This is a genomic window from Nocardioides sp. GXQ0305, assembly GCF_050880345.1.
Taxonomy (GTDB): Bacteria; Actinomycetota; Actinomycetes; order Propionibacteriales; family Nocardioidaceae; genus Nocardioides.
In genome coordinates this window covers 153,344-172,245 of the sequence record NZ_JBNYXG010000002.1, presented here as the reverse complement: position 1 = coordinate 172,245, position 18,902 = coordinate 153,344, and the positions used below count along the sequence as shown (strand labels likewise).

27 protein-coding genes are annotated in these 18,902 nt (G+C 69.9%); 14 read left to right on the top strand and 13 right to left on the bottom strand.

The window, feature by feature from the left end; genetic code table 11:
* Nucleotides 1–213: 213 nt before the first annotated feature.
* Nucleotides 214–405: a hypothetical protein gene (locus ACQ1X7_RS05700; protein ID WP_432477199.1), complete on the top strand. Its 192-nt coding sequence runs from the start codon at nt 214–216 to the stop codon at nt 403–405.
* Complete coding sequence (locus tag ACQ1X7_RS05695; RefSeq protein WP_432477198.1) at nt 402–1,514, top strand: tyrosine-type recombinase/integrase; 1,113 nt, start codon at nt 402–404, stop codon at nt 1,512–1,514. Before ACQ1X7_RS05700 ends, ACQ1X7_RS05695 begins: the two co-directional genes overlap by 4 nt.
* Here ACQ1X7_RS05695 and ACQ1X7_RS05690 read toward each other — a convergent pair.
* The gene (locus ACQ1X7_RS05690) at nt 1,478–2,152 is read right to left on the bottom strand and encodes a DUF4145 domain-containing protein (RefSeq protein ID WP_432477197.1); all 675 of its coding nucleotides are present in this window, start codon (nt 2,150–2,152) and stop codon (nt 1,478–1,480) included. The genes ACQ1X7_RS05695 and ACQ1X7_RS05690 overlap by 37 nt on opposite strands.
* Before the next feature lie 100 nt (nt 2,153–2,252).
* On the opposite strand from ACQ1X7_RS05690, the gene ACQ1X7_RS05685 reads away from it, so the two are divergent.
* The 4 genes from ACQ1X7_RS05685 to ACQ1X7_RS05670 all read left to right on the top strand — a co-directional run bounded on the left by ACQ1X7_RS05685 (nt 2,253) and on the right by ACQ1X7_RS05670 (nt 4,944).
* Nucleotides 2,253–3,131, top strand: a complete 879-nt coding sequence (locus ACQ1X7_RS05685; RefSeq protein ID WP_432477744.1) for a CpaF family protein — start codon at nt 2,253–2,255, stop codon at nt 3,129–3,131.
* Between the two features lie 196 nt (nt 3,132–3,327).
* Complete coding sequence (locus tag ACQ1X7_RS05680) at nt 3,328–3,984, top strand: hypothetical protein (RefSeq protein ID WP_432477196.1); 657 nt, start codon at nt 3,328–3,330, stop codon at nt 3,982–3,984.
* A 1-nt stretch (nt 3,985) separates the two neighbouring features.
* Nucleotides 3,986–4,765 carry a hypothetical protein gene (locus ACQ1X7_RS05675; RefSeq protein ID WP_432477195.1) on the top strand — a complete coding sequence of 260 codons (780 nt, stop codon included), beginning with the start codon at nt 3,986–3,988 and terminating at the stop codon, nt 4,763–4,765.
* 53 nt (nt 4,766–4,818) lie between these two features.
* A complete protein-coding gene (locus ACQ1X7_RS05670) occupies nt 4,819–4,944 on the top strand; it encodes a hypothetical protein (RefSeq protein ID WP_432477194.1) in 126 nt (41 codons plus the stop codon).
* Here ACQ1X7_RS05670 and ACQ1X7_RS05665 read toward each other — a convergent pair.
* From ACQ1X7_RS05665 to ACQ1X7_RS05610, 12 genes are all read right to left on the bottom strand, one after another.
* Entirely contained in the window at nt 4,941–5,702 is a 762-nt protein-coding gene (locus tag ACQ1X7_RS05665) for a hypothetical protein (protein ID WP_432477193.1), read from the bottom strand. The genes ACQ1X7_RS05670 and ACQ1X7_RS05665 overlap by 4 nt on opposite strands.
* Before the next feature lie 67 nt (nt 5,703–5,769).
* Entirely contained in the window at nt 5,770–6,051 is a 282-nt protein-coding gene (locus ACQ1X7_RS05660) for a hypothetical protein (protein WP_432477192.1), read from the bottom strand.
* Nucleotides 6,048–6,422: a hypothetical protein gene (locus ACQ1X7_RS05655; RefSeq protein ID WP_432477191.1), complete on the bottom strand. Its 375-nt coding sequence runs from the start codon at nt 6,420–6,422 to the stop codon at nt 6,048–6,050. The genes ACQ1X7_RS05660 and ACQ1X7_RS05655 overlap by 4 nt, the downstream gene beginning before the upstream one ends.
* Before the next feature lie 549 nt (nt 6,423–6,971).
* A complete protein-coding gene (locus ACQ1X7_RS05650) occupies nt 6,972–7,184 on the bottom strand; it encodes a hypothetical protein (protein WP_432477190.1) in 213 nt (70 codons plus the stop codon).
* A 378-nt stretch (nt 7,185–7,562) separates the two neighbouring features.
* Nucleotides 7,563–8,255 (bottom strand): hypothetical protein, encoded by a 693-nt coding sequence (locus tag ACQ1X7_RS05645; RefSeq protein ID WP_432477189.1) that lies wholly within the window; start codon nt 8,253–8,255, stop codon nt 7,563–7,565.
* A gap of 44 nt (nt 8,256–8,299) precedes the next feature.
* A complete protein-coding gene (locus ACQ1X7_RS05640) occupies nt 8,300–8,770 on the bottom strand; it encodes a hypothetical protein (RefSeq protein WP_432477188.1) in 471 nt (156 codons plus the stop codon).
* Nucleotides 8,767–8,907, bottom strand: coding sequence for a hypothetical protein (locus ACQ1X7_RS05635; RefSeq protein WP_432477187.1), 141 nt, complete (start codon nt 8,905–8,907; stop codon nt 8,767–8,769). The genes ACQ1X7_RS05640 and ACQ1X7_RS05635 overlap by 4 nt, the downstream gene beginning before the upstream one ends.
* On the bottom strand, nt 8,904–9,185 hold the full coding sequence (locus ACQ1X7_RS05630; RefSeq protein WP_432477186.1) for a hypothetical protein: 282 nt from the start codon (nt 9,183–9,185) through the stop codon (nt 8,904–8,906). Before ACQ1X7_RS05630 ends, ACQ1X7_RS05635 begins: the two co-directional genes overlap by 4 nt.
* Nucleotides 9,186–9,388: 203 nt before the next feature.
* Nucleotides 9,389–10,732, bottom strand: coding sequence for an AAA family ATPase (locus tag ACQ1X7_RS05625; RefSeq protein WP_432477185.1), 1,344 nt, complete (start codon nt 10,730–10,732; stop codon nt 9,389–9,391).
* Nucleotides 10,733–10,871: 139 nt separating this feature from the next.
* On the bottom strand, nt 10,872–11,132 hold the full coding sequence (locus ACQ1X7_RS05620; RefSeq protein WP_432477184.1) for a hypothetical protein: 261 nt from the start codon (nt 11,130–11,132) through the stop codon (nt 10,872–10,874).
* A gap of 234 nt (nt 11,133–11,366) precedes the next feature.
* Nucleotides 11,367–11,951, bottom strand: coding sequence for a hypothetical protein (locus ACQ1X7_RS05615; RefSeq protein WP_432477183.1), 585 nt, complete (start codon nt 11,949–11,951; stop codon nt 11,367–11,369).
* Nucleotides 11,952–12,184: 233 nt separating this feature from the next.
* Nucleotides 12,185–13,645 carry a recombinase family protein gene (locus tag ACQ1X7_RS05610; RefSeq protein ID WP_432477182.1) on the bottom strand — a complete coding sequence of 487 codons (1,461 nt, stop codon included), beginning with the start codon at nt 13,643–13,645 and terminating at the stop codon, nt 12,185–12,187.
* Nucleotides 13,646–13,675: 30 nt separating this feature from the next.
* Here ACQ1X7_RS05610 and ACQ1X7_RS05605 point away from each other — a divergent pair, with 30 nt between their 5' ends.
* The 8 genes from ACQ1X7_RS05605 to ACQ1X7_RS05570 all read left to right on the top strand — a co-directional run bounded on the left by ACQ1X7_RS05605 (nt 13,676) and on the right by ACQ1X7_RS05570 (nt 18,901).
* Nucleotides 13,676–14,014 carry a hypothetical protein gene (locus ACQ1X7_RS05605; RefSeq protein ID WP_432477181.1) on the top strand — a complete coding sequence of 113 codons (339 nt, stop codon included), beginning with the start codon at nt 13,676–13,678 and terminating at the stop codon, nt 14,012–14,014.
* A complete protein-coding gene (locus ACQ1X7_RS05600) occupies nt 14,014–14,865 on the top strand; it encodes a type II secretion system F family protein (RefSeq protein WP_432477180.1) in 852 nt (283 codons plus the stop codon). Before ACQ1X7_RS05605 ends, ACQ1X7_RS05600 begins: the two co-directional genes overlap by 1 nt.
* Nucleotides 14,862–15,803 (top strand): type II secretion system F family protein, encoded by a 942-nt coding sequence (locus ACQ1X7_RS05595; RefSeq protein WP_432477179.1) that lies wholly within the window; start codon nt 14,862–14,864, stop codon nt 15,801–15,803. The genes ACQ1X7_RS05600 and ACQ1X7_RS05595 overlap by 4 nt, the downstream gene beginning before the upstream one ends.
* Before the next feature lie 22 nt (nt 15,804–15,825).
* Nucleotides 15,826–16,020 (top strand): hypothetical protein, encoded by a 195-nt coding sequence (locus tag ACQ1X7_RS05590; protein WP_432477178.1) that lies wholly within the window; start codon nt 15,826–15,828, stop codon nt 16,018–16,020.
* 7 nt (nt 16,021–16,027) lie between these two features.
* Entirely contained in the window at nt 16,028–16,417 is a 390-nt protein-coding gene (locus ACQ1X7_RS05585) for a TadE family protein (protein WP_432477177.1), read from the top strand.
* Entirely contained in the window at nt 16,414–16,842 is a 429-nt protein-coding gene (locus ACQ1X7_RS05580; protein ID WP_432477176.1) for a hypothetical protein, read from the top strand. Before ACQ1X7_RS05585 ends, ACQ1X7_RS05580 begins: the two co-directional genes overlap by 4 nt.
* Nucleotides 16,842–17,288, top strand: a complete 447-nt coding sequence (locus ACQ1X7_RS05575; RefSeq protein ID WP_432477175.1) for a pilus assembly protein TadG-related protein — start codon at nt 16,842–16,844, stop codon at nt 17,286–17,288. The genes ACQ1X7_RS05580 and ACQ1X7_RS05575 overlap by 1 nt, the downstream gene beginning before the upstream one ends.
* 119 nt (nt 17,289–17,407) lie before the next feature.
* A complete protein-coding gene (locus ACQ1X7_RS05570; RefSeq protein WP_432477174.1) occupies nt 17,408–18,901 on the top strand; it encodes a M1 family metallopeptidase in 1,494 nt (497 codons plus the stop codon).
* Nucleotide 18,902 lies beyond the last annotated feature (1 nt).

Sequence of the window (18,902 nt, the reverse complement as noted above, 5' to 3'; positions counted from 1 at the left end):
GGTCTGCGGGTGCGAGGTGCTCGGGCTCGCGGGTGCCATTGTGCGCGCACTTGGTTCCGTTCTGCAAGGCGTGTCAACCCGGGTGTTGTCTGGGACCAGATCCCTTACGTTAAGCGGTGCTACACCTGACACGCTAAGTGCCCGAACACTTCACGCAGCGGCGTGAGGACGACCTCACTTGCGCACTCGGTTCCGCTCGCCTACCTTTCGCGTATGACCACTCTTGACAGCCTGCGCGAGTCCGCAGGCCGTTACAGCCGCCTCACAGCGAAGGTCGAGGCCGAGCGCGAGGTCCGCGACAACCTCGTGCGAGACGCCCTCACCAAGGGCCACCGCATCGCGACGATCGCCACCGTGGCCGACATCAGCCGCACCTACGTCCGCAAGATCCGGGACGCCCAGTGACTGCGCTGCCCCCAGGCCTCGACCGGCTCCCCTCCGGCAAGATTCGCGCCCGCTACCGTGACGCCGAGGGCCGCCAGCACTCCAAGTCGTTTCCTCCACGTGGCGGCATCCGGGCCGCGCAGGCATGGCTCCGCGACCAGCGCTCGACGGTCGACGCCGGAACCCACGTGGCGCCCAACGACCGCACCACCGTCCGCGACTTTGCCGAGCGGTGGGCCCGCTCCCGACCGCACCGAGAGTCCACGCGCCGCCAGGTAGTCACGTACCTGCGGCACCTCGACGAGACGCCCCTAGGTGCCCGGCCGTTGCGGCTGGTGAGGCCGTCCGAGGTGCAGGAGTTCATCAGCAATCGCAACGCCGCCGGCTACGCTCCGCAGACCGTACGGAACCTCTACACGTGGATCCGTGCCGTGTTTTCCGCGGCCGTCGAGGACCGGCTGATCTTGCACACGCCGTGCACCCGGAAGATCGTGCTCCCCAAGTTGGTGAAGGACGAGATCGTCCCCCTGACCGTCGAGCAGGTCCGAGCCCTCGCCGAGGCGATGGAACCCCGCTACGCAGCCGGTGTCCTGCTGCAGGCCGCAACCGGGGTTAGGATCTCCGAACTCCTCGCTCTGCAGGTCCGCGACGTGGACTTCCTCCGCAGGACCGTGCGGGTCGAGCGGCAGTTGAGCCGCAACGGCCGCGAGTTCGTCGAGCCCAAGTCAGAACACGGCTACCGGACAATCCCGCTCGCCACTGAGGTGGTCGAGGCGCTATCCCAGCACGTTGCCGCATACCCGCCCAACGAGGACGGTGTGCTGCTCACCACCACCCACGGAAACCCGATCCGGCAGGACCTCTTCACGTGCGTCCAGTTCCGCCGAGCCGCCCAGGTGGCGGGCCTGAGCGACGTGACCCCGCATGACCTCCGCCACCACTTCGCCAGCGTTCTGCTGATGATGGGCCTACCGACAAACGTCGTCGCCAAGTACCTCGGACATGGGTCCAGTCGGCTGGTCGAGGAAACCTACGGTCATGTCATGCCGGGGGCGGACGACCTCGCACGTGGCGCGCTTGACACCCTATGGGGTCAGCCAGGCGAAGCCCCGTCGCGCTTCTCGATCTGAGCAAGCACTCCCGGTGGCAAGGCGGCGTGCATCTGCGCGATGCGACGTGGCTCGGTGATGAGGCGCTCCACGACAAGATTCAGAATCGCGAATAGTGAGGCCGCTGTGTCGGCTGAGTCCTCGCGACTGATCTCGTGAATCGCTGCGTTGCCGTTGAACCGTAAGACGTCCATCGAGTTGACGACCGTTTGCGACAGCCCAGCGGCTGCGGCGGCGCCAATCCGATCGTTGAGGTTTCCCTCGCTGGGGTAGAGGTCGGCCAGCAACCCTTCGAGCGCGAGTCGGAGCAGCGCTGCCGCGGAGCGGGGACTTGCATCGACGACGGCTCTGGCCTCGTTGTAGACGGTTCTCACTTCGGCGGGCATGTCCTCTGCGGCTGGGACACCACCTTTCAACTGCCGGGGCCACAAGAGGATGCCGCCCTCCACTACCAGCCAGAGGCTCGTCTTCCCGCAGGCGTGGCACGTCGCACGCTCCACGCCGGTTACATTGCCGTTTGAGTACAAGTGGTCCCAGTCCTGCTGGGCGAACGCCTCGCAGTAGGGGCACGCGAACGACTCCCCGCGGAGCCTTGGAGTGCGGGGATCAACCTCGACCGACGTCTCCTCGTGGTCCTCCGCGCTCGCGCTCTCGGTCATGGGCGCAACCTACGTGGTTGGCGCGCAATTGCCACCCGTTCGTGTCACGCGCTGTGTCACAGACTTCAGGGTCGGTTGTTGACCTGCGGGGACGCAACGGATCGGGTGGTTCTGGATCAACGACCCCAGCCGGGTCTTCGTGGCCCGCAACGGCCGGCACGAGCTGACCAACCTGATGCTGAGCACCGGCCAGGTGCAGGAGCTGGTCGAGCGGATGCTGAAGTCGAGCGGCCGGCGGATCGACATCTCCCGACCGTTCGTCGACGCGATGCTGCCTGAGGGGCACCGGCTCCACGTCGTTCTCGAAGGCATCAGTCGTGGCTTCTCGGCGGTCAACATCCGCAAGTTCGTGCTCCGGGCGGCGAGCCTGCAGGGCCTGGTCGACCTCGGGTCGATGCCGCCGACGGCCGCCCGGTTCCTCGACGCGTCGGTGCGCGCAGGCCTCAACATCCTCGTCGCCGGCGGAACCCAGACCGGGAAGACCACGCTCCTGAACTGCCTGGCTGCCGCGATCCCGGGCGGCGAACGTGTGGTCAGCGTCGAGGAGGTCTTCGAGCTGCGGTTCCCCCATCCCGACTGGGTGCCGATGCAGACCCGGCAGGCCGGGCTCGAGGGGACCGGCGAGATCACGCTGCGCGAGCTGGTCAAGGAGAGCCTGCGGATGCGGCCGAGCCGACTGGTGGTGGGCGAGGTCCGGTCCCAGGAGTGCATGGACCTGCTGCTCGCGCTGAACGCCGGGCTTCCCCGGCTGTCCAATAGGCGTAGGAAAGGCCAGCCTCCGACCGTCGTGCGGATACAGCACGCGATAGGCCCGTCAACTGAATCGGCACGGCGTGTCGTCCACAGGCGGAATGTTTTTTCTGATGCCTCGTGGGGCTCGTGTCACTCAGTGAGGCGTCCTCGCGCCGCCGCAGCCGTCAGTTATCCACAGCGGCAGGGGAACGAATCACATCGGTGTCGTTACTGGGGCGTAGGATGACCCCCGTAAGCCGCGAAGACCCCGACGGGAGTCTCGAAGGGCTTCCGCGCCGGGGTCTCAGCGAAACGTCTTTGCAGGACAACGCTGACACTACTCGGATGGGCCGGGGGATCAAGAACCCGGGTCATCTTCTGGGCGGGGTGTCCTAGAGCCGACGTCGACGGCCAAGCGGGGAGATCCAGTGGCAGGAGGCCACATGCCTGACCCCGACAACCCCAAGCCCGACACCTTCGACCGACTGCTCGACGCGATGCCGCGCATCGCTGAGGCAGTCAACGCCTTCGGCTCCGAGAAGAATCAGCGCGCCGCTCTCGACGCCCTGATCCGCGCGATCGGTGTCCCCGACGAGACCGGGAGCGCCGACGAGAAGGCCAACCCGGTCCTGCGCGGCCTTCCTACCCTGCAAGAGCCGTCCGCTCCTGCTGCGAAGGACGAGGACCACGAGGAGTCGGACGACGACAACTCGCCGAAGCAGGCGAAGCGTCGCAAGGGCAAGAACGGCAAGAAGTCCTACAACGTGCCGAAGAACCTCAACTTCGCCCCCTCGGGCCAGCCGTCGCTGTACGAGTTCATCGAGGAGAAGAAGCCGCGCACGAATGACGAGAAGAGCCTGCTCGCCTGCTACTACCTGAGCGAGATGATGGGCTTCCAGGACGTCACTGTCGAGCGCATCCTCGCTGTCTACATCGCCGCTGACTGGTCGCCGCCCGCGCACCCGGACAGCAGCCTGCGCGGCGCAGCGCACCGCACGGGTTGGATCGACACCGCGAACACCGACTCGATCAAGGTGACGTGGAAGGGCGAGACCCACATCAAGTCCAAGATGCCCGGCGAGAAGAAGTCGGCTGGCTGACGTGGCGCTCGACACCTCGCAGGCCCTGGGGAACATTCCCCAGGGCCTGCGGGCCGAACTCCTCGACGAGTTCTCGCACATCACGCGCAACTACCGCGAGCGCCGGTGGCGCGCCCAAGAACTCGACGCCGGGCACTTCTGCGAGATCGTCTACTGGATCCTGAAGGGCTACCTGGACGGCGAGTACGTCGAGAAGGCCAGCAAGCCCAGCGGCTTCGACCTGAAGACCGCCTGCGAGGCGCTCGCGAAGACGCCGAAGACAGCCGGACCCGACTCCGTCCGAGTCACGGTCCCGCGCGTCCTCGTCGCGCTCTACCAGATCAGGAACAACCGAGGCGTCTCGCACACGGGCAGCGAGGTCAACCCCAACCAAATGGACGCGACCCTCGTGCTCCACAGTGCCCAATGGGTCATGGCCGAACTCGTGCGGATCTTCCACGACACCGACGTCGACACAGCGACCAAGATCGTCGACGCCCTCGTCGACAGGACCCTGCCGGTCGTGTGGGAGATCGGCGACGTGAAGCGAGTCCTCGACCTCAGCCTCGGTCTCGCGGACGCCACGCTCGTCCTGCTCTACAGCGAACCAGGCGGGGAGACGGACAAGGACCTTGCGCGGCACCTGGAGCAGACGCGGATCTCCGACTACCGACGCCGCGTACTCACTCCGCTGCACAGGGCTCGCAAGATCGAGTGGAACCAAGCCACGGGACTCGCGGTGATCTCGCCCAGGGGGATCAAGCACGTCGAGGAGGAGTTGCTTCCCCACCAGGACGCGTAAGGCGTCTTACGAATGGCTACCGAACAGGTCAACTTTGATCTACCGTCGCCGCCATGAACGCTCACGAGACCGCCGCCCAGATCATCCAGGAGACCCCACTCGCGGACGTGCTCACTGACGTCGAGTTCGCGGACCTCGTCGACCAGATCGTCGACGACTACGCGCGTCGGATGCCCTAGCCCTCAGGGAGTAGCCCCGCCTCGCGAAGGAGGCGCTGAACGGCGTCGGAGCGGGACGGGTGACGGAGTTTCGACGCGCCCGTCGACGCAATCGCCCGAGCCAACTCCTCGCACGCAGCAACGAAAGAAACGGCCCCGTTCGGAGTGACGGTGTCCTGACCGTGGGTAACAGAGTTCCTCAGTTGGCTGAGTTCCTCAGCGACGCCGACTAGTTCAGAACCGAGCGAGCCAGCCATACGACGCGTGAGTTGGCGCAGAGTTTCCGGTCGAGAGAGAGGCTCCATGTCGCCTATCACCGTGGCGGCTCGCGCCACCTTCTCAACCTCGCGGAACGCGAGCATCACCGCCGCGTCCGGGTCGACCGGGATTATCTCGCGAGCGGCGCTGAAGTCCGCGCCCTCCAGCACGGTTCCGGCCGCGACCGCGAACCAGTGTTCACGGGGCGCGGTCACGGTTCGGGGCTCGAGTTTCTGAGCCTCGCGACCGGAAGCATCGGAAGACGGTGGTCCCTCCTCTGCCGGAGCGTCGGGCTCTTCCTGACCCGTGCTCGCTGACGAGAGAGCGGCGTGCTCCGCTTTCGCCTGGACTCCCTGTGCCTGCTTCTCGAAGAAGGTCGCCTGTGCAATCGGTGTCTTGGCTTCCTTCAGAGCCTCGATCCGCTCCCGGATCTGCTCGCGGAAGCCGAACACAATCGCCCCCACGAGGACAGGCCAGATCAGGACCTTCAGGTAGTCCAGGACCAGTTGCGCGATCTCCACGAGGAGCATCCTGCCCGAGGAGGGTCTCCCGGAGGGCCGATCCCTTCAGGAGACTCCAGGTCGCCGCTCAGAACGGAGGGCGCTCCGCCAGGAGACCCTCCTCCAGGAACGACAGAGCCCGTCCTCCCGTCGCGTCGTAGTACGCGCGGAAGAGCGGACCGTCCTCGCGATTGTGGGGCTCCGGACCATGCGCGTCGCGCAGGTAGTCCTCCAGGAGATCGACCCCCGCGAACGGCTCGACCGCCTCCGCGCGACGAGCGCGCTCCAGGACCGACTCCGGGACCTCGACCTCCCGGAACGGCCCACCGGTCCCGAGAGACGCCGCAGCGGGCTCCTGACGCCGCCTCACGAGGACCGCCGCCCAGGAGTCCGACCCTGCCAGCGCTTCGACACCAGAGCCGCGCCAGCCGCAGACGCGCCCGACTGACCCGGAGCGCGCCCGAGGCTCTTCAGAAGCCCCATCGCCGCCGTGCGCGCGTGACGCTCCTCCGGGATCAGAGGATTGACTACGCGAGAGCGCGAGCCGTCGACGATGAAGCCCTCCTCGTCGACCGCCTCCGCCAGCGCGTCGGCCCGCGCCAGGAGAGCGCACGCCTCATAGAGCGCGGCCAGCGTCGCCGCGTCGTCGCCCAGGTCCTCCTCGACCTGGACGTAGGTCTCACGCGCGGAGTCACTCCAGGACTCCGGGAGACCCTCGTATCTGTTCTCTTCGTCGGCCACGGTGGGCCTCCTTTCAGTCTTCGGTGAGCGCCGTACGTGCCTATGGCGTACGCGAGAGGCGATACGTGCTCTGCCTGCCGGGCTATGCCTCTTGGTGGAGGCCGGACGGGGGAGGGGGGGAGACGGTCCCCACCCCTCCCCGAGTCCGTCACTCCAGGAGTCCGGGGTGCCTCTCGCGAGGTCGACGACGCGACTGACGCCGACGACCAGCCGCAGCCTGAGCGCGGGTCTTCTCGCCGTGATGGAACGCGCACAACGTCTGGAGTTGATCCAGCGAGTGATCGTCAGCCGCGCCCAGGTGATCGACCTCCAGCCGACCGAACTCCGGATCGCTCCCGTTCGCCCCGCAGATCCCGCCGACGCCAGCCGTGCGCCATTGACACGCGTAGTCGTCACGCCGCAGGACAGCCAGCCGCCGCCGTCGCCAGTCAGCCGGGAGGGGAGCCGAGCGCCACGACGACGAGCCCCCGGAGGGAGCACCCGAAGACACTCCCCCCGAGGGACCTCGACGACGCGAGCCCCCCGAGGAGTGGAGGTAGTTCACGCCCATCAGCTCCGCCCCCTTTTCAGCCGGCCCGCCCGTTCCTGGACGGTCTCCGTCTGCCCGAGCCAGCGTTCGCCCTCGCGACGCCGGTACTCCCGCAGCCGCTCGACCGCCGCAGCGTGGCCCATGCAGAGCCAGCGCGGACCCTCCTCGAAGAGGATCTCGCCGGGGTCGGGGCACTCCCGCTTGCCGTTCGTGCGCCAGCCGCAAAGCCTCACGCGCGCCTCCTTCCTCGCCGCCGACGAGCGCGGGCCTCCACCCGTTCACGCCGGAGCCGCTCCTCCTCGTCCGGGTCGCCCGACGCGCGGACGAAGTTCCCAGACACGAGCGGCCCCAGGACCGGGTCCCGGAGCCGCTCGTCGTGTCCTCGCCGTCGCTCGCCGTGCGCGTCCCGCTCGACGTGCTCCCAGCCAGTCGCCACGCTCAGCCCTCCCCGTCGCGGGGGAGCGGAGTGCCGCGCCGCTCGCGTGCATGACGGAGAAGCCGATCGGCCTCCGCCTCGTCGTCTGTCCGCTGCCGTGCGGCTCGCGCCGCCTCCTCGTCCTCGCACCGTGCGAGTTCGTCGCGGACGATCTGCTCCAGTCGCTCGCGGTCGATCACTTGTCGCCCTCCTCGTCAGCGCGCAGGTAGTCCGAGCCCAGGACCCGAGCACGCGCCGGGGTCGTCAGGAAACGGACGGCAGGGGAGGAGCGCCGGTAGACCCTCACGAGTCCGGCCTCCTCCGCCGTCATGCCCGCGCGCTCCAGGACGTCCTCGACGTTCGTCTCGTCCAGGAAGCGCCCGAACTCACCGACGTTCGGCTTCGCCTGAGTACGCGGGTCCGCGAACCTCGCGAGCGCGTGCGACGGACGATCGAGCGACCAGGAGCGGCCATGCCCGACGACCTCGACGAGATCGGCGTACGCGTCACACGCGCGGACGTGCTGCTCGACCTTCAGCCGCGCGGCCTTGCTAGCGAGGTCGTCGGCCTCAGCGTCCAGGAGACGCGCCAGCCCGCGCGCCGCGCCCTGCGCCTCCTTCAGTCGAGCCCTCTCCTCCTGCTCCGCCGCGTGGACCTTGTCCTCCAGAGCCGGGATCTTCGACGGGACCTCCTCCAGGCGACGCTCCTTCCGCGCCGCGATCGTTGCGCGCTCAGCCTCCCGGCTCGCCGCGTTGGCCACGCGGAGGGCCTCGACTGCCTCGCGGGTCTCGTCGCTCGCGGCCTCCAGGACGTGCGCCGGAGGCATCGGCTCGACCTTCACGCTCCAGCCGAGAGTCGAGATCTTGTGTCGGATGCCGTTGCTTGCCATGAGTCGTTCTCCTTCGTGTGTTTGGTGCTCGTAGGTGTGAGTGCTCAGCGCTTGCCGCCGCGACGCGGACGCTCGCCGTCCAGAGCGCGACCGCGCGGGACCCGGAGGACGTCCTCGTGACGTCCCGGCTCTGCGCCGTACATGCCAGGCACGACGCCGCCGCTCACTGGCTCGACGCCGCGCTCCTCGCACTCCTCGCGGAAGACACGAGACCGAACCCGCTCCGCGTCCTCCAGAGACAGGCCCGCCGCAGAGCGAACCGTCAGGAGCGCCGCACGCGAACGCGCGACCTCCGGCGAGTCCGTCCGCGCGGCCTCCGCGATCGCCAGCCGCAGAGCCGTCCGAAACGCCACCGCGTACTCGGCGGGGTCCGTCGCCTCCGGCCCCATCCCCAGGACCTCAGAGGCCGGGACGCGGAGCGTCTCGCGCTGACGCTTCCGGTGCCGGTATCGAGAGCGACGGAGGTAGTCCTCGTGATCCCGCTCGCGGCGGGACATGTTGCCGGTCGTGGTCATGGGTGCTTCTCCTCGTGGGGCTCCGCGACGAAGGTCGCCGCTGGAGTACGTGTCGACGGGCTCAGGGCTCCCGTCGTCAGGAAGTGATCGACGCGGGCCTCCAGGACCGCGCCCAGGTAGTCGAGAGAAGGACTCACGCGTCCCCCTCTCGGAAGAGCGAGAGCACGTCCTCGCGTGTGATCCGTCCCGGCTCCGGGTCGCCGGACTCCGAGAGCGGAGCGACGGTCTGGACGTAGGCCGGTCGGCCTCGCGGTGGCTTCTCGACCAGGACGACGACCGTTCGCCGGTAGTCGATCGACAGGAAGAGAGCGCCAGTCGGGTACTTCGACCAGTCGCGTCGCGCGTGCCAGTCGACGAGACGGAAGGGCTCCGGCTCGCCGCCGTCGACGGACGCCGTGATCGTCTTCGGTTTCATGGGTAGGGATGCCTCCTTCGGGGCATGACGAAGCCCGCCGAGCGGAGGTCGCTCGCGGGCTGTTCAGGTGGGGCTATTCGGTTGTGTCGCCGGGTCAGTGACTATCGAGTGACTACCACCGGGTCCGTTGCATAGTCACAGGTCAGAGGGGGTGCGGAGCCCCCGATAGTCACCGATAGTCACGCCCGGAAGCGCCGAGATAGTCACTCAGCGCCCCCGACGTTCGGCCACTCTCCGGGCTCCAGCCCGAAGGGCTCGACGTGCGAGAGAAGCGCGCAGCGCTTCGCCTCCTCGTAGTCCGCGACGAAGCGCGGCGTGTCGGTCGGCTTCTTCGCGAGGTTCACCAGGACCTCGACCTCGACGAGCGACTGAATCGCGGAGTGAACCGAGCCGCGAGGGATGCCGTAGTCCTCCCGCAGCACACGCGAGAAGTCAGCCTTCGTCGCCACGCCGCGCGCGAACGTGTGGACCCACGCGACCCACGCGCGGTCGATGTTCGAGCGCAGCCGGTCGCGCCGCTCCTCCTTCGTCTCGTCGACGACGTCCAGAACGATCGACGTCGATCCCTCGTCGTCGACCTCGACCTCGACCGCGTGGAGGTCGTGCTCGTCCTCCGGAGGACCGTCCTTCCGCTTCGTGCGGACCAGACGCGTGACGCCGTCCATGAGGAACGTCCGATAGACCGAGTCCATAGCGCCCTCCAGCGCCCCCGAGCCACGGACGGAGCGCCCGTCCTTCCCGGTGTGGTGGACCAGGAGGACCGTCCCGTCGCCAGTCGCGCGCTTCACTCGCTCGACCGCGTCGATCACGCGACCCATGCCCTCCGCGCTGTTCTCGTCGACTCCGACGCTCGCGCGGGCCAGGGTGTCAATCACGACCAGGGAGAAGCCGCCGCGCTCGACGTAGTCCTTCAGCCGCTCAACGTGCTCCGGCCTGGAGAGTTGCACCGGCTCCGGAAGGACCGTCAGCGCTTCGTCCGGGATCTTCGTCCCGCGCGTGATCTCCCACGCCGCGAGACGCCGCCCGAGCCCGTACGCGCCCTCTCCAGCGACGTAGAGGACTCGCCCCTGCCGGACCGTCCGGCCCTGCCAGGAGGAGCCCGTCGCCACGCTCGCGCACCAGTCCAGAGCAACGAACGACTTCCGCGACGCAGGAGCGCCCGCCAGGAGAGCCACGGTCCGGAGGTCGATCGTCTCCGCGATCAGCGGCTCCGGCTCCGGGAGCCGGTCCAGGTCGCCGCGCGAGAGCGCCAGCGCGCCCAACGGGTCCGCAGCCGCGTCCCGGAGCGTCCGATCGTGCGAGACCTCGAAGCCCAGCGCGTCGTCCGTGAGCCGGACGTCCCGCTCGTCGACGCGGAGCGCCGTCAGGACCTCGCGCGGCTTGCAGCCCGCAAGGCATCGGACCAGCGCGGTCCCGTCCTCGAAGGGGAGCGCCTCCAGATAGCGACGACGACCGCAGACCGGGCACTCGCCCTGGAGCGGAGCATCGGGTCGCGTCGGGTGTTCGTCCGCGCCAGTCAGCGCGGCCAGAGAGTCAAGAGTCAGCATGGAAAGCCTTCCAGGGTTCGGGGTGTAAACGTCGCCGGGTGCCGCTCGCGGGAGAGGAAGAGCCGGAGGGGATCAGTCCTCCGGCTCTTCCTCAGCGTCACCCCGACGCCCTGCCCGGATCTCAGCCCGGGAGGTCTGTTCAGTCGCCGCGCAGCGCGCGAGCGTTCGTCTTCTCGAAGTCGGGGAAACGACCAGCAAGGTCCTCGTAGGCCGCTTGCTCCTCGTCGGTGCCGTGGTCGCGGACGAAGTGCCTGAACGCGACGAGGGTCGCCTCCCGGATCTGCCGCTCCTCGCGTCGCCGGTTCGTCGCCATGACCCGGCAGGACGCCTTGCAGTAACGGGCTTGCGGACGCATCCCCTGGAGGGAGCCGCCGCAGTAGCCGCACGTCCTCGTGTCCATCGTGAGTTCCTCTCAGTAGTAGTTAGCGGTTCAGGGGAAAGAGAAAGAGGACGGTCCACTGACCGCCCTCACAGGCTTACGAAAGTCGAGACGGAGCCCCGCGCTTCGACCCAGCCCCAACCAGGGAGCGCCGGGACTCCGTCATGCGCGGAGCGACTCCCTACCAGGACCGCAGCACGCGCCGGAGGGGACCAGGATCGGCACCGTCCCCCTCCCCGTAGGAACCTGAGTCGTTTATTCGTCGGTGTCGACGGGGGACTCCGCCGCACGAGCCCGGCGCTGCTCGACGCGGAAGCGGAGCCGCTCGCGCTGCTCCTCCTCGCTCAGTTCACCCCAGAGACGCCCAGAGTCAGTGAGCCACTCCTCGACCGGACGAGACCGCTCCTCCTCGCGGAGACCGCGCTCGCACTCGTCGATCCGGTTCTGAGCCGCGCGAGCCTTCTCCCACTCCTCCAGCGCCGCCAGGAGCCCATCCCCAGAGAGCCCGCGCGTCGGGTCTGAATCCTGGAGCGTGTAGCCCTTGTCAGCGAGGGACTGCCCGACCGGCTCGTCGTCGCCGAAAGAGCCGGTCACGGCGTCGTGCAGCCCCGGCAGGGAGCGATCCGCCGCCAGCCCGCGATCCGTCTCGCGCGCGACCTCGCGCCGCCAGCGAGCGATCCGGTTATCGAGCGTGCGCCGGTTCTTGTGTCGCCGCGCGCACTCGCCGTCGTGCGTCACCTTCGGACGGCCACGCTTCCCTGGGACACGCGCGGGAAGTGGATCGCCGCACCACAGGCACGCGTCCGGCGCGTCGGTTCGGGGGTAGTCAGGGGTCGTCATGGGGTCGTCTCCTTCATTCGCTTCGGTAGGGAAGTGGGCCTGAGAGCCTCTGCCGCTCGCGTGAGCGCAGTCCTCTCCCGCCTTCGGATCTGTAATCCGCCAGCGGTGTGACACGGGCTCGAACGCGCGAGAGGATCGTCTGCCCAGGTCAGCCAAAGAAAGCGGCAGGACTAGCCGCGAGAATCGGACATTCGGCGGGCTCTCTTCGTTATCGCACCGTTACAGAGACCCCGTCAGTCCAGGTCCGCGCCCTCCAGGTAGTCCGTCAGCCACTCGACCGCGACGCGCTCCGGCGCGAACGGACGCCGACCGGCACGGCCAGGAGCAACGGCCAGCGAGACCAGGACACGCTCCAGGAACTCGCGCCGGACAGCGACGTCGGTCTCCTCGTCCTCCCAGACCTCGCGGAACGTCCGACCCGTCTCGACCTCCTCGACGACCGGCTCAGCCGGAGCCGACCGCAGATCCGCACGCCGGACCTTCAGCGCCGCCAGACGCTCCGCGAGCGCGACGACGTCAGCATCGTCAGACGCCATAGCCGACGCCGTCTCCTGGATCGCGTGCTCGATCTCGACGAGTTCAGCGGGCTCCGGGGGAACCGTCTCGCGCCGAACCGTGACCGGGAGACGGCCCCAGCGCCGGAGGAACTCCTCCTCGACCATCGCCTCCAGCGGCTCGCAACGGATCGAGACGCCGACACAGTCGCGGCCACGCGACGCCGTCGAGCACCGGTAGGACTTCCCGCCACCCGAGGAGGCCGGGTACATCACGCCGCCGCAGCGACCGCACGACACGATGCCGCTCAGGAGCCGCGTCGCGCGCTTGCGCGGGCTCCGCTGAGCGGTCGGCTTGTCGACCTCCAGGAGCGACCGCAGCGACCGCCAGGACTCCAGAGAGAGGACCGGCTCGAACGCCTGGAGCGGGAGCCCGTCAGCATCACGGACGACCTCGCCCCGGTGCGTGATCCGCCCGACGATCGCGGGACCAGTGAGCATCTGCCGGACAGCCTGGATGCTCCAGTCCTTCCCCGTCTTCGATCGCACGCCGCGCGCGTTCAGATCGCGAGTCACCGCGTAGGTCGTCTCCCCAGCCAGGACGCGCTCCGCAGCCTCGCGGACGATCGCGGCCTGCTCTGGGTCTGGGACCAGGATCTTCCCGCCGTCCGGACCCGCCTCGCTCCGGTAGCCATAGGGGAGGTTGTTCCCGCCCGCGTACCGCCCGAGCATCTTCACGCGCTCGATCCCGTCCAGGACACGAGCCCGGATCGTCTCCGCCTCCATCTGAGCGAACGCCGCCAGGATCGTCGCGACGAAGCGACCGTTCGGCGTCGACATATCCAGCGACTCCTTCACCGACACCAGAGCGACGCCGTGCTCCTGAGCCTCCTCAGCGACCGCCAGGAAGTCGCTCGTATTCCGCGCTAGCCGGTCGATCGCCGGAATGACAAGGTGGTCAGCGCGCGGGTACAGATCTCGGACAGCCGCCAGACCAGGACGATCCAGCCGGAGCCCCCGATCGGAGCCGGAGACGTCCAGGTCCTCGACGATCTCGACGAGGTCCCACCCCTTCGCCTGACAGAAGGAACGGATCACGTCGCGCTGACGCGCGGGAGAGGTAGAGGGATCTTCCTTGCCGCGCCAATCGCTCAGTCGGACATATCCGATCGCGCGGCCTGCCGTCGTGGAAGTGCTCATGTGCCGAATGGTAAGTCGGGGCTGCCCGGCATGTGCACCATCCACGCCAACTCCGCGCGCGAGGCGCTGGTCAAGATGTGCACGCTGCCTTTGCTGGCCGGCGAGAACATCTCGGCCCGCTTCGTGGTCCCGACGGTCGCGTCGTCGGTCGACCTGGTGGTCCACCTCGGCATCGACGAGCAGGGCGTACGCCGGGTGCGCGAGATCGTGGCCGTCCCCGGCCGGGTCGAGGCCGACGTGATCGAGACCGAGGCGGTGTTCGAGCAGTCCGGCGAGGAGCTCCGTCGCGCCCACGGGATGCCGCCGCGGCTGGACCGGTTCGCCCGGCTCGGCATCGACGTCCACCAGGTGCTCGAGGGGGCCCGCTGATGGGGGCGCTGGTCGGGCTCGGGGTCGGCATCGGGCTGATGCTGGTGTGGTCGGCGTTCTTCCTGCCGCGCGGGACCCGTACGCCGCGCGCACCGGGCCGGCTCCGGCGCCGGCTGGTCCTCGCCGGGTTGGGTGGCGTCAGCACGGTCGGCTTCGTGGTCCTCTGTGCCGTGCTCGGCGGGGCCGCCGGGCTGCTGGTGCAGCTGGTGTCCCGGACCACACCGGTCGCGGTCTGCTTCGCGCTCGTGGCGGCCGGGCTGCCGGTCGCGGTCGTGTCCGGACGGGCCCGGAGACGGTCGCGCGAGCTGGCCGACCCGTGGCCGGAGGCGGTCGACAACCTGGCTTCCGCCGTGCGGGCGGGCCTGTCGCTGCCGGAGGCGCTCGGCAACCTCGGCAGCCGGGGTCCCGAGCCGCTGCGCCCGGCGTTCCGGGCGTTCGCGGCCGACTACCAGATGAGTGGCCGCTTCCACGAGAGTCTCGACAGGCTCAAGGAGCGGCTCGCCGACCCGGTCGGCGACCGCGTCGTCGAAGGCCTGCGGGTGGCCCGCGAGGTCGGAGGTGGCGAGCTCGGCCGGCTGCTGCGCAACCTGTCCGGCTACCTGCGCGACGAGGCCCGGACCCGGTCGGAGATGGAGGCGCGCCAGGCGTGGGCGGTCAACGGCGCCCGGCTCGCCGTCGCCGCCCCGTGGGTGGTGCTGCTGTTCATGAGCTTCCAGACCGAGGCCGTACGCCGCTACGACTCGCTCGGCGGCATCGTCGTGCTGACGACCGGCGCCGCCTCGTGCCTGGTCGCCTACGTCCTGATGATGCGGATCGGGCGGCTGCCGACCGAACGGCGGATCCTCACATGACCGCCGCCTGGTGGGGCGCGCTGCTCGGGCTGCTGGCCGCGGCCGGCCTGCTCCTGGTCGTCGCCCGGGTCGCGGCGATCCGTCGTCCGCAGCTCGCGATCCGGGTGCTGCCCTACCTGCAGGACCTGCCGGCCTTCGAGCGTCCCCGGACGCCCACGGCGTCGGCGTACTCGCCGTTGCCCGCGGCCGTCGCCGTCTTCGGTCCGCTGCTGCGCTCGCTCGCCGGAGGGGTCGAGCGGGTGCTCGGCGGTGCCGCATCCGTTCGCCGGCGGCTCGACCGCGCCGGCCTGGCCCTGACCGTCGCCGACTTCCGGGTGCAGCAGGTAGTGTGGGGGCTGACCGGCTTCGGCCTCGCCGCCGGCTGGGCGCTGGTCGGCACGCTGACCGGCGACGGAGGCGTGGTCACCAGGGTCCTGCTCTGCCTGGTCGGCTTCGCGGTGGGGGTGATCTGGCGCGACCACCACCTGACCGGCCAGGTCCGCGACCGCGAGCGGCAGATCGTCCGCGAGTTCCCGACCGTTGCGGAGCTGCTCGCGCTGGCGGTGGCCGCGGGGGAGGGCCCGGTGGCCGCCCTCGACCGGGTCGTCCGCCGCAGCGGAGGAGAGCTGTCCCGCGACCTCGCCGTCGTCCTGGCCGACGTCCGCACCGGTCAGCCGGTGGGCGACGCGTTCGACCGCTGGGCCGCGTCGACGACCCAGCCCATCGTGGCCCGGTTCGCCCAGGGGATCGCCGTGGCGGTCGAGCGCGGCACCCCGCTCGCCGACGTCCTCCACGCGCAAGCGGCCGACGTCCGCGAAGCCGGCCGCCGCGAGCTGATCGAGGTCGCCGCCCGCAAGGAAGTGCTCATGCTCGTGCCCGTGGTCTTCCTGGTGCTCCCCGTGACCGTCTTCTTCGCGTTCTGGCCCGGCGTCGTCGGGCTCTCCCTGACCGTCCCCTGACACCGAGAGATCGAGGTTCGCCATGCACCACCTGACCGCCTGGGCCGCCCGGCTCCACGTCCTCCTGCACCCACCGCACCGGCGTGACGACCGGGGGGACGTCCCCGGCTGGGTCCTGATCACGGTGATGACCGTCGGGCTGGTCGCGATCATCAGCGCGGTGGCCGGGGACGAGCTGACCCGGTTGCTGCGTGCGGCGCTGCGCAGCGTCAACTGACGCCACGATGGCGCGTCGACGGTGCCGACCGGCGCGTGGCGCTGCGGTCGTCGACTTCGTGCTCGTCCTGACGATCCTGGTGCCGCTCTTCCTCGGCGTCCTGCAGGTCGGGCTGGTGCTGATGGTCCGCAACACCCTCGCCTCGGCGGCCGCCGAGGGAGCCCGGCACGCCGCCGCGCTCGACCGCGACCTCGCCGACGGCGAGGCCCGCACCCGCGCCCAGATCGACGGCGCGCTGTCCGGGCGGTTCGCCGACGACGTCGACGCCACGACCGTCGCGATCGACGGCCGACCGAGCGTCCGCGTGACGGTGCGGGCGACCGTGCCCGCCCTGGGACTGGCCGGGCCGGGCGTCTCGATCTCGGTGCAGGGCCACGCCGTCGAGGAGACGCCGTGAGTCGGCGGGGAGAGGACGGCACCGCCCTGGTCGAGCTCGTGTTGCTCGGCATCATCCTGCTGGTGCCACTGGTCTGGGTCCTCCTGTCGGTGTTCGAGGTGCAGCGTGGGGCGTTCGCGAGCACCAGCGCCGCCCGATCGGCGGCTCGCGCGTTCGCCCTCGCCGACACCGACGCCGCAGGCGAGGCCGACGCGCGCGCCGCGATCCGCCAGGCGTTCGACGACCAGGGCGGAGCGGGGCGTGACTTCCGGTTCGCGGTGAGCTGCGGCAGCGCCGACTGCCACACGGCGGGCGAGGTGATCACGGTGCGCGTCTGGACCCGCGTCGACCTGCCGCTGCTGCCGGGCATCCTCGGCGGAGACGCCCCGAGTGTCGCCCTCGACGCGACCCACACCGTGCCCGTCGGCCAGTTCCGGGACCTCTGATGGGGAGGCGCGACCAGACCGGCCAGATGTCGCTCCTGATCGTGGGACTCGCGGTGGTGCTGATGACGGCGGTCGCCGTCGTGGTCGACGCGACCGCGGCGTTCCTCCAGCGCCAGGGCCTGGCCACCGTGGCCGACGGTGCTGCCCTCGCGGGCGCCGACGCCGGGTCGCGCAACGAGGCCGACCTGTACGGCGACGGCCTCACCGGCGACCGCCGGCTCCGGCTGCGCCAGCAGGTCGCGCGGGCAGCCGTGGCCGACCACCTCGAGGCCACCGGCGCCAGCGCCGCCTACCCGGGTCTGCGCTGGACCGTGACCCTGGCCGACGACGGCGACAGCGTCGTCGTCCGGGTCAGCGCCCCGCTCGACCTGCCGCTCACCTTCCCCGGCGCACCCGAGACCGCACCCGTCAGCGCCACCGCCTCGGCGACCGTCCGGCTCGACTGAGCCGACCGCGGGGGATCCGGGTCACCGGGCGACACGGATCCCACACGGAGAGCCGAAAGGGGGTGCCGGGTCACGGGCCATCGGGGTTACTCTCGCGGTCTGGCGAAGGGGAGAGCGTCATGGAGACTGGGTCGAGGCTGCGTCGGACACTGGTCACGGGGGGAGTCGGGCTCGCCCTGCTGGTCGCACCAGCCGCGGCCGCCGGGTCCGGTGGCGACTTCGAGCCGGGGGCCAGCGGCGCCGGCGACCCCTACTTCCCGTTCTCGGGCAACGGCGGGTACGACGTCCTGCACTACGACCTCGACCTCACCTACACCCCGCCGGAGGCGGCCCCAGCGCCGCTGACCGGACAGCTCGACGGCAAGGCCAGGATCAAGCTGCGCGCGACCCAGGACCTGTCCCGCTTCAACCTCGACCTGCGTGGGCTCGAGGTGGACAGCGTGAGGATCGACGGGATGAAGGCGCACGAGGTGACGGCGCCGCCGGCCGGCACCTCGGTGAAGGGCCGGGTCTTCTGGCACGTCCAGGACGACGCCGAGCGCGAGTGGGAGCTGACCGTGCAGCCCCGCGCCGGGATCAGGGCCGGACGCACGGTCACCGTGGTGGTCCGCTACGGCGGCGCCACCACCGTGCCCACCGACATCGAGGGCGTGCCCTACGGGTGGGTCACCACCCGCGACGGCGCGATGGTGGTCAACGAGCCCGACGGCGCGATGACCTGGTACCCGGTCAGCGACCACCCGACCGACAAGGCGACGTACGACTTCAAGGTCACGGTGCCGAAGGGCAAGGTCGCCGTCGCCAACGGCCTGCCCGCGCGCGAGCCCCGGACCCGCCGCGGCTGGACGACCTGGTGGTGGGACGCGCCCGACCAGATGGCGAGCTACCTGAGCACCGCGTCGGTCGGCGACTACGACCTGCGGGAGTCGGAGACGGCGAGCGGGCTGCCGATCATCGACGCGGTCGACGACGCCCTGACGCCGGCCGACCTGGCCGAGACCGAGGCCAGCCTCGCGCTCGAGCCGGAGATGATCGGCTTCCTCGAGCAGTTCGGGCCCTACCCGTTCAACTCGGCCGGCTCCATCGTCGACGACGACAGCGTCGGCTACGCACTGGAGTGCCAGACCCGGCCGGTCTACTCCGAGGTGGCCGACGAGTCGACGGTGATGCACGAGCTGGCCCACCAGTGGTTCGGCAACGCGGTCAGTCCGTACCGATGGGCCGACATCTGGCTCAACGAGGGCTGGGCGACCTACGCGCAGTGGATCTGGTCGGAGGACCAGGGCGGCGACACCGCCCAACAGGCGTTCGACCAGGTGATGGGGATCCCGGCGACCAGCTCGTTCTGGGACGTCGTCGTGGCCGACCCCGGGCCATTCGGGCTGTTCTCCGGCGCGATCTACAGCCGCGGCGCGGCCACCCTGTTCGCGTTGCGGCAGAAGATCGGCGACGACGCCTTCCTCGAGGGCGCCCGCGAGTGGGTGGCGCGCTACGACGACGGGACGGCGAGCACCGCCGACTTCGAGGCGCTCATGGAAGAGGTCTCCGGCCAGGACCTGGGCGCGTTCTTCGACGTGTGGGTGCGCACCCCGGAGAAGCCCACCTCCTGGTGAC